This window comes from Rhodothermales bacterium (genome assembly GCA_041391505.1).
Taxonomy (GTDB): domain Bacteria; phylum Bacteroidota; class Rhodothermia; order Rhodothermales; family JAHQVL01; genus JAWKNW01.
Genome location: JAWKNW010000032.1, coordinates 1 through 14,683, shown reverse-complemented (window position 1 = coordinate 14,683; position 14,683 = coordinate 1). Strand labels below are relative to the sequence as shown.

Genomic DNA, 14,683 nt, shown 5'->3' with positions numbered 1-14,683 from the left:
TACGTCATTTATGGCCTCCAGCGAGCATCTCCATTCCCTTCGCCGACTCGCCCCGACGACCGGGTCGTCGGCTACCGGATTCGCTTCTCCTTCGATGCTCGGGGAGACCACCGAGGGCTTCGGCTTCCCCGATCGCCTGCCTGCCGTCGCAGCACCCGTTGCCCGATGACCATGCCGAGCCGTCAGAAAAAATCGCGTCGCCTGAGCACGATCCTGGTGATTTCGTTCCTGGTGCTCACGGTGTCCATGCAGGTGACCACCACGGTGATCGAGGTGATCGTCAGCCTCACCCCCCTGCGGGCAATGCTCACCGACCGGCAAACGCGCATCGCCGAGTCGGCTTCGTCGAGCGTCCGGGACTTCATCGACCACTGGATGTGGCTGCTCGAATCGACCGAGCACCTCACGCGACTGGCGGAAAGCCCCGTCGAGGAGCGCAAGCTGTACCTCGACCGCCTGCTCGGGATGGACAGATCGCTTCGCCATCTGCTCCTCCTCGACGCGGAGGGCAACGAGATGGCTTATGCGTCGCGCTTCTCCGAACACTCCCGGCTCGTCATCGAACCGGAAATGTTCACCGAACTGCTGGCCCGCACGCAAGCCGGCATGCGCTACATCAGCACCGTGATCTTCGACGAAACGACCAGCGAGCCCACGGTCCTGCTCGCCGTCCCCGTTCACAACATCTACAACGAGAGCGCCGGCACCATCGTCGCCATGGCCAACCTCAAGTTCATGTGGGACCTCGTCGCCGACATCAAGGTGGGCACGAACGGGCAGGCGTATGTGGTGGACGATACCGGCAACGTCATCGCGGCGCGCGACATCAGCCGGGTGCTTCGCGGCGACAATGTGGCGGATCTGCCGGCCGTCGCGCGCTTTCTTCAAGACGCCGCCGGCACCCCCGAAAACGCGCTCGTCCGCGTCGAGTGGGGCATCGACGGCACGCGGGTCGTCACCATGGCCGTCGGGCTCGGCGTGCCGGACTGGGCCGTGATCACCGAACAACCCTTCGGCGAAGCCTACAGCGCCGTGTGGGATAAGCTGATCCTTTCCGGCGCCACCACCCTGGGCATCTGCCTGGTCGCCTTTGTGCTGATCGCCTTGCTGTCGCGACGCATCACGAGGCCGCTGACGGATCTGAGCCACGCCACGCGCCGGATCAGCGAAGGCGCCCTCGAGGAAGCCCGGGTCGATTCCAACGTCGTCGTCGAGATCGGCGAACTGGCGCAAAATTTCAACCGGATGGTGAATGACCTCACGCACACCACGGTCTCTCGCAACGCCCTCGCGGAGGAGGTCGGCATCCGCAAGGAGACCGAGAAGGCGCTGATCCATGCCAAACTGGAGGCCGAGCTGGCGTCGAAGGCGAAGAGCGAGTTTCTCGCCAACATGAGCCACGAAATCCGGACGCCGATGAACGGCGTGATCGGGATGACGAGCATCCTGATGGATACGGACCTGACGATCGAGCAACGCCAGTTCGCCGACACGATCCGCGCCAGCGCCGACGCGTTGCTCACGGTGATCAACGATATCCTGGACTACTCGAAGGTCGAGGCCGGCAAGCTCGAGCTGGAGACCATCCCGTTCGATCTCCGCGACACGATCGAGGCGGCGACCGACATGCTGGCGATGAACGCGAGCAAAAAGGCGCTCCGGCTGGCCTGCGTCGTCGATCGACACCTGCCCGCCGGGGTGATGGGCGATCCGGGCCGGCTCCGGCAAATCCTCGTCAACCTCGCGAACAACGCCATCAAATTCACGCAGGAAGGCGAGGTCACGCTCCGCGCCCGGGTCGAACGGCAGGACGCGTCCCGGACGACGGTGCATTTCAGCGTGACCGACACGGGCATCGGGATTCCCGCGGACCGGATGGATCGGCTGTTCAAATCATTTTCCCAGGTCGACTCGTCCACGACACGCAAATACGGCGGCACGGGCCTGGGTCTGGCCATCTCCCGGCAGCTCGTCGAGATGATGGGCGGGCGCATCGGGGTGGATAGCGAGGAGGGCAAGGGCTCGACCTTCTGGTTCACGATCACCTTCGACCACGATCCGGCATGGACGTCCGTGCCCCATTCCGAATTCGAGGGTCGGCGGATCCTCGTCGTCGAGGCCGGCGCCACGGTGCGCGCCGCGCTCCGCGAGCAGCTCACGCTGCTGGGCGCCGAACCGGTGACCGTGCCGGACCTGGCCGCGGCGTCGGATCTGCTCGCGCCGGCCCTGCCGGGGTTTGACTACGCCCTGATCGACATGGATGCGCTGACCGCCGGAAACGACGCCGTCGAGGCGGTCCGAACGGCGCCGGCACTCGAAAACGCCGCCCTCGTCGTGCTCTCGACCGTGCAGCAGCATGCGGCGTCGAGCGCCTATCTGGAACAGGGCTTTGAGGGCCACCTCACGAAACCCGTCAAGATGACACGGCTCGTCGAGACCCTGCTGGAAGACCTCCAGATCGCCGGCGCTGCCGAGAGCGCGGCGGCGGAGCCCCAGCAAATCGAAGAGGCGCTGCACGCCCGCATCCTGCTCGCCGAGGACAACCCGACGAACCAGCAGGTCGCCCTCCACATCATCCGCAAGCGCGGGTATCAGGTGGATGCCGTCTTCAACGGGCGGGAAGCGCTGCGCGCCGTGGAGTCCGGCCACTACGATCTGGTGCTGATGGACGTACAGATGCCCGACATGGATGGTTTCGCCGCAACGGCCGCCATCCGCCGGCTCGAAGGTCCGATGCGTTCGATACCGATCGTGGCCATGACGGCGCACGCCATGGCCGGCGACAGGGAAAAATGCATCGAGGCCGGCATGGACGACTACACGTCGAAACCGATCATCCCAAAGGAGCTGTTCGCCAGGATAGCCCGGTGGACGGCCGGCGTCGCGCCGCGCGACGAGCCGACGGCGCCGCCCCCGACGCCGGCAGCGGCGGCCGGCGACGCCCCGATCCAGTTCGACGACGTGCTCGATCGCTTCGCCGGCGACCGCGACTTCCTGGAAGAACTGCTGGGCGAGTTTCAGACGCAGGCGATCGACATCATCCAGGCGATCCGCCTCGCGGTCGAGGCCGGCGACGCCGATGCCCTCCGGTACCAGGCCCATACCCTCAAGGGCGCCGCCGCCAACCTGGGCTGCACGGGGCTCAGCGCGACCGCGCTCGAGCTGGAGCACATGGGCAAGGCGGGCGATTTCGCCGGCGCCCCCGAAGCCCTGCATCGCCTCGAAGACGAACGCGAACGCCTCGCCGCCTACCTCATCGAACACCCTGTCGCTATGGCGTAAGGGGTTCGAGGTTCGAAGTTCAAGGTTCAAGGGGTTTCATTTCCTTAAGCCTTGAACCTCAAACCTCGAACCCTCAAAGATTCAGGCAGACCACCTTCGTTTCGGTCATTTCCTCCAGCGCGAAGCGCAGGCCTTCGCGCCCGACGCCGCTCTGTTTCGTTCCGCCGAAGGGCATCACGTCCAGCCGGTAGTCCGTCGAATCGTTGACGATCACGCCACCGGCCTCCAGCCCCTCCACCGCGGCAAAGGCGTCCCGCAGGTTCTCCGTAAACACGGCGGCGTGCAACCCGAACACTGTTCGATTGGCTTGTTCGATCGCGTCGTCGAGGGTATCGAAGGGGTAGAGCGCCACGACGGGGCCGTAGATCTCGTCGCAGTCGAGGCGGCATCCGGCGGGCACGTCGGCCAGCACCGTGGGCGTTATCATCGCGCCGTCGCGTCGGCCGCCGGCCAGCGTTCGAGCGCCACCGGCCTGCGCTTCCGCGATCCATTCGGCCACGCGAGCGGCCTGGCGCTCGGTAATGAGCGGGCAGACGTCGGTCCCCTCGTCCAGCGACGCGCCCACACGAAGGCGGCTCGCCCGCGCCGCCAGCCGGCCCGAAAAGTCGTCGAACACTGTTCGATGCACCAGCACCCGCTGCACGCCGAGGCAGTTCTGGCCGGCCTGCGCAAACGCGCCATCGGCGACGGCCGCGGCGGCCTTCTCGAGGTCGGCATCGGCCAGGACGAGCACGGGCGAGTTGGCCCCCAGTTCGAGGGCGAGCTTCTTGACGCCGGCCGAACGGGCGATCCGCTCACCCGTCTTCGCGCCGCCGGTGAAGGTGATCATCCGTACCCGGGGGTCGGTGACGAGAGCCTGGCCGGCGTCCTCGCCGTCGCCCGTCACCACATTGAGCCGGCCGGCCGGAAGCCCCGCATCCATCAGGTCCCGGGCCAGCCGGAGCACGGCGAGGGGGGCGCGGGAATCAGGCTTGAGCACGACTGCGTTGCCGCCGGCGATCGCCGGTCCGATCTTGTGTGTCATCACGGCGAGCGGGTCGTTGAACGGCATGATCGCGGCGATGACGCCGACCGGGACCCGGTAGTAGTAGCCGACGCGGCGCTCCGATCCCGGCCGGATATCGAACGGGAGGGTCTCGCCGTGGAGCCGGCGTCCTTCCTCGGCGGCGAGGCGCAGGATGCCGGCGGCGCGCACCGGCTCGCGGCGGGCCTCGCGGATCGTCTTGCTGCCCTCGCGGGCGATGTCGAGGGCGTAATCGGCCTGGTGCTCGACCAGCAGATCGGCGGCGCGCATCAGGACGTCGTAGCGGGCGTGCATCGGAAACGGAACCTTCAGTGCCACCGACGCGGCGGCGACGGCCGCATCGCTATCCGCCGGCGTCCCCCGGGAAATTCTGCCCACTTCCTCGCCGGCGAACGAGTTGACCACAGCGATCGTCTCTTCGCGCTGGTGCCAGATCCCGCCGATGAGCAAACCCATCGGCTCCGTCCGGGATTGAGACATACGATCTTCGATTTTCGATGTACGATTCATCCGATCCGCTCTAGCGGACGCGCCAGCCATATTCCGGGCCGCTGTGGAAGAAGTCCATCGGCGTCATCACGCCGTCGCGCTTGAAGACCTGGCCGTCCTTCATAACGAAACGGACGTCACGCAGGGCGTCGATATCGGCGAGCGGGTTGGCCGCGACGGCGATGATGTCGCCCTTGTTGCCCACCTTGATGGGCCCCCGGTTCGTGAGTTCGCACACCTCGTAGCCGGTGATCGTCATCGCCTTCAGGATGTCCTTCGCGGGGATTTCGGCGGCTTTCCAGGTCTTGAGGAAGTTGATGGTGACTTCGCCGCGGGTCATGCCCGGCACGTAGTAGTCGGCGTCGGTCGAGAACGTGATTTTGACGCCGTTCTCGTAGGCATTGCGCAGCCGGGCGACGGTGCCGGCGAAGGCGCGCTCGCTGCCCCGGTACCAGGTAAAGGGCGTCTCGGTGCCGGCGCGGAAGATGCCTTTCTGGGCCATCATCTTGTGCAGATCGTCGGTGAGCGCGTTATCGTGTTCGAGCGACCAGAAGCCGGCCTCGATGGCGCGCCGCGCGCCCTCGTAGGTCTGGACGTGCCCGGCGACCTTCATCCCCGCGTTCGCCGCCTCGCTCACGAACAGCTTGAGCTGGTCGACCGTGTACGGGTAGCGCTGGCAGTCGACGCAGACCTTGATGACCTTGGCGCCGTAGTGGATGTTGCGGCGGACGGCCTTGACGATTTCGTCGTTGGTGTCGGCGTTGAGGTATTCGGGGTAGACGGTGTCTTCCCGTTCGGGGATTTCGTGGAACTGGCCGCCGAAGGCGCCGATGATGATGCCCGAGTTGATGATGGTCGGTCCCGGCACCCATCCCTGTTCGATGGCCTGGCGGTAGGCCGTATCCGCATAGTCGCCGGCGTTGCCGAGGTCGCGCATGACGGTGAAGCCGGCGGCGAGCTTCTGCATCCCGTTCGAGACCGACTGAATGGCCCGGATCGGACTGCTGTCCATCATCACGGTGAAATAATAGTTGTCGCTTTCCGGCTCTTTCTTGTAGGTAATGCCGAGATGGTCGTGGGAATCGACGAGGCCGGGCAGCACGTACTGGTCGGACAGATCGATCACTTCCGCGCCGTCCGGAATGGTCACGTTCGGGCCGATGGCGAGGATCTCGCTGTTGCCGGTCTTGTGATCGTGGCGGACAACGATGATCTGGTTGTCGAGCACCGTCGCCGTGGCGGGATCGACCAGGTGGCCGGCGCGGATGGCGGTGATTTTGGGTTCGAGTTTCTGGCGGAGATCGGCCGGCATCTCGGCCGGCCAGTCCTGGGCCAGCGCGGAAAGCGGCGCAAAAAGGAGGAGGAGTAAGAGGTAGCGCATCGGGGTGTCTTCGATGGTGGATGGAAACCTCCCCGAACGTACGCAAAATCTAGATTCCGCGACACGCCCCTCGCATCACGACAGATCGAGCGCGATGCGGTAGATTCCATCCGACGCATTCGGCGTATCCCGCGTCCCTTTGGCTGCATACGGCTCCACTGCAGCGCACCTCCGGCTGATACCCCGACCTAGAATAGCGCAGGAAAGCCTGGTGGAGCTGAAGACAATTTTTTTTGAAGGCACCGATGAGCCGGCGGGTGCGTACCTTATCCGTATGAAAACACGGGACGTCCGACAGCCCTGACCATGTTGAAACGCTGACGATCCGCAGCCTGTCTCCGGCGCACGTCCTATCATCCGATTCCGCTTCCATGTGGCATCAGCAACACATCGCCATCTTCCTCGCAGCCTGTATCAGTTTGGCTGCATTAATCGGTTGCGACCAGCAGTCGCCCGAGCCCATGGTGATTGCCCTTAATGCCATCCCGGACACCACCGTCTTTGCCGGCGAATCGGTCGAGTACAATCTGTTCGTCTACTTCCGCTCCAGCACCGGGGACCGTGTCACGTATGCTGTCGACTATGATCATGCGCTCCTCGACGGCGAGCTGGACGGCACTGTCTTGCGGCTCCTCGGGCTGGCCGCGGGAGTCACGGAGGTAACCGTGACCGCCTCCGATTCGCACGGCGGGCGCACCGAGGAACGTGTCCGCATCGACATCCAGGATCCCTGCCCGAGAGGCGCGGGACCGGGCGAGCGCGATTATTTCCCGATCGAAACCGGGGCCGCCTGGACGTATTCCTATCTCTATGACGAAATCCTCTTTGAAACCAGCAGCCTAATCGAGGGCACCCTCACACTTGCTGTCCAATCGGCGGGTGAATGCGTTCGAGGAAGCCGGTCATATAGCCTCCTCGAAACGCTCGATGGCATGCAAGGCGGGTCCCCCATCCATGCGGAGCGCGTCCTCACGGCAATCGTATCAGACAGTGTGCTGCTCCCGGAATACAGCGGCAATCGCCTCCCCCGTCTCCTCCCACGCTCGGCACCCGATACACTGGTCGTGGTAGCCCGCGACGGATGTGTGCATTGTCCGTATTCCGGTTCGAACGACCTGATTCAGCAGATGCATCTGGTGGCCGGCCGCGGCCTGGCGTACAGAAAATGGTTTAGAAGCGTGGGCGTTCAGGCAAAAGCGCGGGAGGAATTGATGTTGTTGCCCTAGTCCGGGTTTCACCATATGATCGTGTGCTCGCAGCTCACTGGCGGGATATGCGCCGCAGCCAATCCTCCACCGTCACCCCGTAGTCCGCCAGCAACCGCGCCTCGACCGTGACGCGGATGGCTTCCGGAAACACCTCCGCGCCATGCAGCGCCCCGAACAGCGCGCCGGCGACTTCCATGTACGAATCGGTGTCGTGCCCGAATTCCATGATGAGCTGCAGGGTGGCCAGCGCATCGTAGCGTGCCAGTTCGGCGCAGGCAAACACCACCGTCATCGGCACCCAGGCCTCCCACCACTGCTCCGCCTGCAATTCGGCATCCAGGATGGCGAACAGCCGGGCCGGCCTGCCGTCGGCGCGGCGCACGGCATCGTGGGCGAAATCCAGCCAGCGGTCGAGCCGGCGCTGCACCCACGGCGCGTCGCCATAGCCGAACGGATCCGTCTCCCGCATGGCGGCTTCGATGCTCGCCCAGGTGGCATCCGGGGCGAGGGCCTCCGCGAGGCCGGCGACGAGGGCGGCGTTCAGGTCGAGCCCGTATCCGGTATCCATGAAATCGATTGCCCACACGGCGCGGTAGGCGGCCTCTGGATCGCCGGGATGGAAGGCGGCCAGGGGCAGAAACGGCATCTGCCCGGCCATGGTCGGGATGCCGCCCCATTGCCGGTCCGGCGGACGCGCCAGGGCCGGGTCGCGTTCACCCAGCTCCCAGCGGGCGGCGTAGGCGAACTCGTCGAGCCACTGCCGGGGAAGATCGCCATAACGACCGGTGGTGTCGGCGCGCCAGGCCAGGAGGGTGCGCGCAAAGGCGAGGCGGTCCGGCCGGCCGGTTTCCGCGAGGCTCCGGAAAAATAGGATCTTGAAGCGCGAGTCGTCGGTGACGGTGCCGGGCGGGGCGTCGGGCAGCCAGTGCGCGTACGGCTCGGGCTCGGGCCGGCGGGTATAGGGTTTGAGCCGGAACCGCGCCCGCAGCGCGGCGATACCTTCGTCGGTCAGCGGCCCATCGCCGGCTGTCCACCCACTGCGTTCCGGCGTCTGGAACTCATCCGGCCCGCCGGCGGCGTCGCCGATGAGCGCGCCGATGAGGAGCCCCTCGATACGCGGCGCCGTGGCGGACTGCGCCAGGACCGTCGCGGGCAGCAGAATCAGAAGACAGAGATACCGTATCATTGCTTTTCCCCACCGGGATGATCAAGTTAGTGCGTCTACGCCAAACCCCCTCGGCGGGTCTCCCCCGCGTCGCGAGGGACGGTGCGGGACGATTCCGTGCAACCGTGTTCGATTATGCCTGAAGCGATCCATTTCAGCCTGGATACCCCCGACACCCTCACCGCTTTCCTCGACCGCTCCGGCTGGCTGGAGCCGGGTGAGCAGGCGAAGCGCGTTTCGCGCGCCGGCGAGGGCAACATGAACTTCGTGGCCCGGGTCAAGACCGGCCAGCGCTCGGTGATCGTCAAGCAATCCCGCCCGTGGGTGGAGAAGTACCCGGACATCTCGGCGCCGGAGGACCGCATCCTCAGCGAGGTGGCCTTTTACCGCGCGATCGAGCACGAGCCGAGGCTGGCCAAGGGCATGCCCCGCCTCCTGGCCTTCGACGTCGCGAACCGGACCGCGCTGCTCGAGGACCTGGGCGACGTGCGTGACTATACGAGCATGTACGACGGCGATCGCCCGCCGTGCGACGAACTGCGGCCGCTGCTCCGGTGGCTGACGACCCTCCACAGCGCCGCGTTCCAGGAAACCCTCCGGCCCGATCTGGCGAATCGATCCATGCGCGCGCTGAATCATACGCATCAGTTCGCCCTGCCGCTGGCGTCGGACAATGGCCTCGACCTCGACGCCGTCACGCCCGGGCTGCAGGCCGAGGCCGATCGCATCAAGCAGAACACGGCGTACGTCGAGGCCATCCGCGCGCTGGGAGACCGGTACCTCGCCGACGGCGAACGGCTGCTCCATGGCGACTTCTACCCCGGCAGCTGGGTGCGCACGCCGGCCGGTCCGCGTGTCATCGACCCCGAATTCGCGTTTTTCGGGCCAGCGGCATACGACATCGGCATCTGCCTCGCGCACCTGGTCATGGCCGGCTATTCCGAATCCGAACGCACCGTCATCCTGATGGGCTATACGCCCCCGCCCCGCTTCGACCGCCTGCTCGCCGTCCGCTTCGCCGGGATGGAAATCATGCGCCGCCTCATCGGCGTCGCCCAGCTGCCGATGACCCGAACGCTCGACCAGAAGGCCGACCTGCTCGTCCTCTCGGAACAGCTGGTGCTCGAACCCGAGCGCGCCAGGCTGTATTGACCCCCACACCCATGCTCGATACCCTCTGGAATCACGTTTTCTGGGCCGACGACCTGGTGCTCAAGGCCCTCCTCGAGGCCGGCGGTCCGGCCGAAGCCGTCCGGGAGTTCGCCCACATCCTGGGCGCGGAAGAAACCTGGCTCGCGCGACTGGAAGGACGGGCGCCGCGCGCCGCCGTCTGGCCGGACGCCACGCTCGACATGCTCCCCGATCTTGCGCGGGAGGTACACGCCGGCCTGAACGCTTACCTGGCCGGTATCGACGACACCCGGCTGGATGCGCCGCTGGCCTACACGAACAGCAAGGGGCAGACGTTCTCGAACCCGGTGCGCGAGATCCTGCTACATGCCGCGCTCCACGGACAGTATCACCGCGGCAAGATCAATCTGCTGCTCCGGCAGGCCGGCTTCGAGCCGGCGCCGGTCGACCTCATCGGTTTTCTGCGCGGCGTGCCGGCGGCCAGCACCCGGCGGCCGTAACCGCTATCGGGGATTCCGTTCTACCAGCTTGTCGCGGAAGAACCGCCCCTGCCGCGTCGGCTCGAAATCCCAGTTTTCGATGAGCTGAGGGGACCAGGATGGATCGAAAACCCAGGCCGTCCAGGAAATCCCCTTGCGGTCAAAATAGCCGATCAGCGCCTCCCCGTACGTCTCGTCGCCGATGACGGGCACATGCGCCCCGCGGCCGTCCTCGCTCATGAAGCCCAGTTCGGTGGCCACGATCGGATAGGTGTCGGCCACATGGCCCCAGTCGGCCTCCCACTGGTCAACCCAGGGCGCCGGCCGCTTCTGCGGGTACGGATGCGACACGTACGCGACACCCGGAAACGCGATCGGCTGTTCGACGACCGATCCGAGTTCGTACGCCCAGTTGAAGCCGGCGACGAGCGGGATAACCGTCCGGTCGTGGGCATAGATGATCCCGATGAGTTCCTCCATCAGCGCCTTCTGGTCGGCCCACGTCATCGTCCCGAGCTTGCCGCCCTGAACGGTCGGCTCGTTGAACAGTTCGTAGAACGCCACCACCGGGTTGCCGGCATACCGCGCCGCGATAGTTTTCCAGAACCGGAAGGTCTCGGTCCGGGTCGTGTTATACATCGGATGCTGAAACAGCTCGGTGCGCAGGTTGCCGATGCTGTGCCAGTCGATGATCACATACATACCCCGCTCGCCGGCCCACGCGACGCCCTGATCGAGCAATTCCAGATAGGCGCGCTCGCCCCGTTCCCGCCACGCGCTCGGATGCACGGGAAAGCGGACGACGTTGGCACGCCAGGACTGAGCCGCATCGAAGTAGGCCTCGTTCCAGTGGCCACTCTTTTCGAGCCGGTCGGGATCGGAAAAAGAAACGCCGCGAAAGACCACCGTCTCGCCCTGCTCGTCGACGAAGCGGTTGCCGTCGACCCGGACAAACGGCAGCTGCGCGGCCGCCGGCGCGATCCCGCTCAGGAGAAGGACGAGGATGAGGACAGTTTGCCGGTGCACGGTCGTAGGGGGAAGATCAAACAGCAAAAGGCGCTTCAACCGCGGCCGACGAACGGCATGCCGGTGGCCATGACGGTGAGCGTCAGTACGTTGGCGTCGAGCGGCAGGCCGGCCATGTAGCGCACGGCATCCACCACATGCTTCACAGGCATGGTGGGTTCGATGGCGATGGAGCCGTCGGCTTGCGGGACGCCGGCCTTCATCTTGCCGGCCATCGCCGTGTCGGCATTGCCGATGTCGATCTGCCCGCACGCGATCCCGTATTTACGGCCGTCGAGCGCCGTCGATTTCGTGAGGCCGGTGATGGCGTGCTTCGATGCCGTGTAGGCGGCGGAATTCGGCCGGGGCGTATGGGCCGAGATCGAGCCGTTGTTGATGATGCGGCCGCCGCCGGGTGTCTGCGCCTTCATCATCCGGAACGCCTCCTGCGTGCAGAGGAAAGCGCCCGTCAGGTTGATGTCGAGCACGCGGCGCCAGTCGGCCACGTCCAGCTCCTCGAGCAGGACGCCGGGCGCGTTGACGCCGGCATTGTTGAACAGCAGATCGAGCCGGTGGAAGACCTCCCCGATTCGGGCGAACAGGTGGGAGACGGAAACGGGATCCGACACGTCGCAGGGCACGACGAGCGTTCGATCGGAAGCGTCGATCCGCTCTGCGGTCTCTTCCAGCGCTTCCTTGCGCCGACCGGCAAGCACCACGGCGAAGCCGTCTTCCGCGAGTCCGATCGCCGTATGCCGGCCGATGCCGGCGCTGGCGCCGGTTACCAGGGCTACCTTCATGTGTCGTCTTCGGTCAGTTTGGCGGCCAGCTTGTCCGGCGCGACCAGAAGATAGGCATTGCGGATGTGGAGACCGAGTTCGGTGTCGTCCACTTCGTCCAGATAGATCCCGACCCAGCCTTTCACGCCGACGTACGGCGGGTTAAAAAACGCTTCGGGGCGCGACGCGATGAGCATCTCTTTGGCGCCCGGCGGCGCGGGAAGCCATACGGCATGCCGGCCGGCGCCATGGTGGTTCTCCGCGGCGGCGAACATCGCGAACTGCTTTTTCTTCACCCGGAAGGTCGGCTCGCTCCAGGCGATCTTCTCCCAGGCCTCGGGCAGCGCCATGCACAGGGCGCGGAGCCGATCGACAGGTTCTTCCATGGGTTTTGCCCGTATTCCAGCTCAAGGTTTGCGTTACGAGGTGCGGTTCGAGCCGAGCCGGGCGCTTTCCAGGTAGGCCTGCACGCGGCGCGTCAGCGCCTCGCCGGCTTCGCGGTGGCGCCGGCGGACGGTGAGTTCGACTTCGACATCGCTTTTGCCCGGCAAGGCGTCGAACAATTCGCGGCCTTTCGGACGAACGGTGAGCACATCCTTCAACACGCCGGGGTTGTACTGCACGCGGAGCAACGCCTTCAACTCGATCTTGATGACATGGTGCTCCTCGGTCGTGCCCACGGCGGTGCGTTCCATCACCTCCAGCACGAGAAACTCGTCCTCGAGGTAGGCCAGGCCGTTCACATGAATGAGGCCCATGCCTTTGTCGGGCAGCGTAAACGGCACGACATCGTCGCCGACGTTTTGCTCGTAGAGGCGGTATTTGAGATACGCCGCCAGGCGATCCGCCTCCGCGCGATCTCCGCGCCGGACCTTAAACACCACCTCTCGCGTGTGCTCGCCGGGCAGTAAATCCAGGATTTCGAGCCTGCGGGGCTTAAACACCAGCCGGGCGCCGATCGCGGTTTTTACGTACTCCACGTCGCGCAAGTCATCCAGCGGCATGGGCACCCGCAGCACTTCGGACAGCTCGCCCAGCAGGCTTTTGGTCCGGTAGACAAAATCGACCGTTTCTTCGGTGGCCTCCAGCAGTCCGTTTATTTCAGCGATGCCCTTCAGCACGTCGGATGCCGACACATCGACCGAAACAGGGACTGCATCTCCGGGAAGCGTCATTTAATTGGCCAGGCTGACCTCGAATGCATTGGAGAAATACGGTTCCGACATGGGCTCAAAGAGCGTTTGGGTCCGTTTGCGTCGGGCAGTCAAAACCACATAGTTTATGCGGAATGTGCCCGTTTTCGTGTCGCGGTTGGTATATCGTCCTTCCCTGACAAACCCGCTTTCGAAGACGACGTCATCGATAAAGCGATCACCGGGTGCCACGTAAATGGGCGCCATGGCTGTCGTCCCGCCCGGCAACGCGCAGGCAACGTTGTCCAGCAGGACGGGTACGTCCGTCTGAGGGACGCGTTCGAAGGAGCGCGCCGGCGCAGACCCATTGCCGCACATCCGCTGCAGATAGACGGGCTCGGCGCCGGCGTTGGCCACTTCGATACGTATCGCGAGCCGGTGCCCATACGCCGTTCGCTCCAGCGTATACGCCTCGCTGTCGGTCGTGATCGCCACCGCCGGGGCGGCGTCTTCGCTCGATACGGCGTCGCATCCCGCGCTCGTCAGCGCCAGGGCGAGCATAACGATCGGTGTGATTTTCATGACGATTACCGCTCACGCCTCCATGATGCGCTCGATGCGCCGGTCGGGCACGAGCCACATCACGGCGACGAGCACATAGATGCTGCAGGATACCCACTCGTTCCAGAAGGCGAGCGGGATGGCCGCCACATAGGCCACCATGGAAATCAACCCCTTCACATCCTTGCCGATTGCAGCGGCCAGGCTGGAATCTGCGCCGTGTCGCGCAATGAGGGCATGGGTCAGAAGATAATACGCGACGCCGGCCAATAACAGGATCACGCCGTATAGCGCCACGGGCATCGGGGCGAAATGATTCTCCCCCATCCATCCCGTCACAAACGGCACCAGCGACAGCCAGAACAACAGATGCATGTTCGCCCACAGCACCGGACCGTTGATATGCCGCGCTGCCTGCAGGAGATGGTGGTGATTGTTCCAGTAGATGCCCAGGTGGACAAAGCTGAGCACGTAGCTCAAAAATACGGGCAGGAGCGGCTTAAGGGTGGCGAAGTCTTCGCCATGCGGCACCTTCATCTCCAACACCATGATGGTGATGATGATGGCCAGCACGCCATCGCTGAACGCCTCCAAACGACCTTTGGTCATCGCAAATATCGAATTATTTGGGGTTGAAAGGCAGGATAACGGGGTGTCTCAGTCGAATCGATAGTCCAGCGAAAGCTTTCCGTGCGCGAACGTGGCGTCGCCTCTGAGGTTGGCCAGTTCGCCGGTTCCGGACCCCGGGATGACGAGGCCGAACTGCATCACGGCCTCCTCTCCCTGTCGGACGCCGCCATGCTGCAGCACGAACGTGCCCGACCGCCCCTCCAGTTCGCCGGAGACGCGCTCGTTGGCCAGGTAGCCTTCCTGACCGCAGAGCAGGAGTTCCGCCACGCCCTCGCCGGTCAGCGGGCCCTTGTAGGTCTTCTTGACGGTTACGCGGAAGAGTGCGGGCCCGGCTTCGGGAGCGTCGTAGGGAGTCGGGTCCCAGGTCGTGATGTCGAAGGGGATGTCGATTTTCATCGGGTTGTTTTTTTGAAGGA

General features: G+C 65.0%; 14 protein-coding genes. 4 read left to right on the top strand and 10 right to left on the bottom strand.

All coding sequences use genetic code 11. From position 1 onward, the window contains the following. Window positions 1–171: 171 nt before the first annotated feature. Complete coding sequence (locus tag R2834_21555) at window positions 172–3,282, top strand: response regulator (GenBank protein ID MEZ4702934.1); 3,111 nt, start codon at window positions 172–174, stop codon at window positions 3,280–3,282. 73 nt (window positions 3,283–3,355) lie between these two features. Here the strand turns inward: R2834_21555 and R2834_21550 are convergent, their stop codons facing one another. Continuing rightward, on the bottom strand, window positions 3,356–4,786 hold the full coding sequence (locus R2834_21550) for an aldehyde dehydrogenase family protein (GenBank protein ID MEZ4702933.1): 1,431 nt from the start codon (window positions 4,784–4,786) through the stop codon (window positions 3,356–3,358). 40 nt (window positions 4,787–4,826) lie between these two features. Next, a complete protein-coding gene (locus tag R2834_21545) occupies window positions 4,827–6,176 on the bottom strand; it encodes an amidohydrolase family protein (protein ID MEZ4702932.1) in 1,350 nt (449 codons plus the stop codon). Window positions 6,177–6,547: 371 nt separating this feature from the next. On the opposite strand from R2834_21545, the gene R2834_21540 reads away from it, so the two are divergent. Next, window positions 6,548–7,402 carry a hypothetical protein gene (locus R2834_21540; protein ID MEZ4702931.1) on the top strand — a complete coding sequence of 285 codons (855 nt, stop codon included), beginning with the start codon at window positions 6,548–6,550 and terminating at the stop codon, window positions 7,400–7,402. A gap of 34 nt (window positions 7,403–7,436) precedes the next feature. On the opposite strand, the gene R2834_21535 is transcribed toward R2834_21540, so the two are convergent. After that, window positions 7,437–8,570 carry an ADP-ribosylglycohydrolase family protein gene (locus tag R2834_21535; GenBank protein MEZ4702930.1) on the bottom strand — a complete coding sequence of 378 codons (1,134 nt, stop codon included), beginning with the start codon at window positions 8,568–8,570 and terminating at the stop codon, window positions 7,437–7,439. A gap of 114 nt (window positions 8,571–8,684) precedes the next feature. Between R2834_21535 and R2834_21530 the strand changes: the two genes are divergently transcribed. Both R2834_21530 and R2834_21525 read left to right on the top strand, forming a co-directional pair. Continuing rightward, window positions 8,685–9,701: a phosphotransferase gene (locus R2834_21530; GenBank protein MEZ4702929.1), complete on the top strand. Its 1,017-nt coding sequence runs from the start codon at window positions 8,685–8,687 to the stop codon at window positions 9,699–9,701. An 11-nt stretch (window positions 9,702–9,712) separates the two neighbouring features. Continuing rightward, complete coding sequence (locus R2834_21525; protein ID MEZ4702928.1) at window positions 9,713–10,180, top strand: DinB family protein; 468 nt, start codon at window positions 9,713–9,715, stop codon at window positions 10,178–10,180. Between the two features lie 3 nt (window positions 10,181–10,183). Here the strand turns inward: R2834_21525 and R2834_21520 are convergent, their stop codons facing one another. The 7 genes from R2834_21520 to R2834_21490 all read right to left on the bottom strand — a co-directional run. After that, window positions 10,184–11,185, bottom strand: coding sequence for a cellulase family glycosylhydrolase (locus tag R2834_21520; protein ID MEZ4702927.1), 1,002 nt, complete (start codon window positions 11,183–11,185; stop codon window positions 10,184–10,186). Window positions 11,186–11,220: 35 nt separating this feature from the next. After that, window positions 11,221–11,964, bottom strand: coding sequence for an SDR family oxidoreductase (locus R2834_21515; GenBank protein MEZ4702926.1), 744 nt, complete (start codon window positions 11,962–11,964; stop codon window positions 11,221–11,223). Then, window positions 11,961–12,329: an MmcQ/YjbR family DNA-binding protein gene (locus tag R2834_21510; protein MEZ4702925.1), complete on the bottom strand. Its 369-nt coding sequence runs from the start codon at window positions 12,327–12,329 to the stop codon at window positions 11,961–11,963. Before R2834_21510 ends, R2834_21515 begins: the two co-directional genes overlap by 4 nt. 33 nt (window positions 12,330–12,362) lie before the next feature. Further along, window positions 12,363–13,079 (bottom strand): hypothetical protein, encoded by a 717-nt coding sequence (locus tag R2834_21505; protein MEZ4702924.1) that lies wholly within the window; start codon window positions 13,077–13,079, stop codon window positions 12,363–12,365. A 39-nt stretch (window positions 13,080–13,118) separates the two neighbouring features. Beyond that, a complete protein-coding gene (locus R2834_21500) occupies window positions 13,119–13,658 on the bottom strand; it encodes a hypothetical protein (GenBank protein MEZ4702923.1) in 540 nt (179 codons plus the stop codon). A 12-nt stretch (window positions 13,659–13,670) separates the two neighbouring features. Further along, window positions 13,671–14,246 (bottom strand): TMEM175 family protein, encoded by a 576-nt coding sequence (locus tag R2834_21495; GenBank protein MEZ4702922.1) that lies wholly within the window; start codon window positions 14,244–14,246, stop codon window positions 13,671–13,673. Window positions 14,247–14,294: 48 nt separating this feature from the next. Continuing rightward, window positions 14,295–14,683, bottom strand: a 389-nt coding sequence (locus tag R2834_21490; GenBank protein MEZ4702921.1) for a DUF3224 domain-containing protein, incomplete at its 5' end; no start/stop codon positions are given.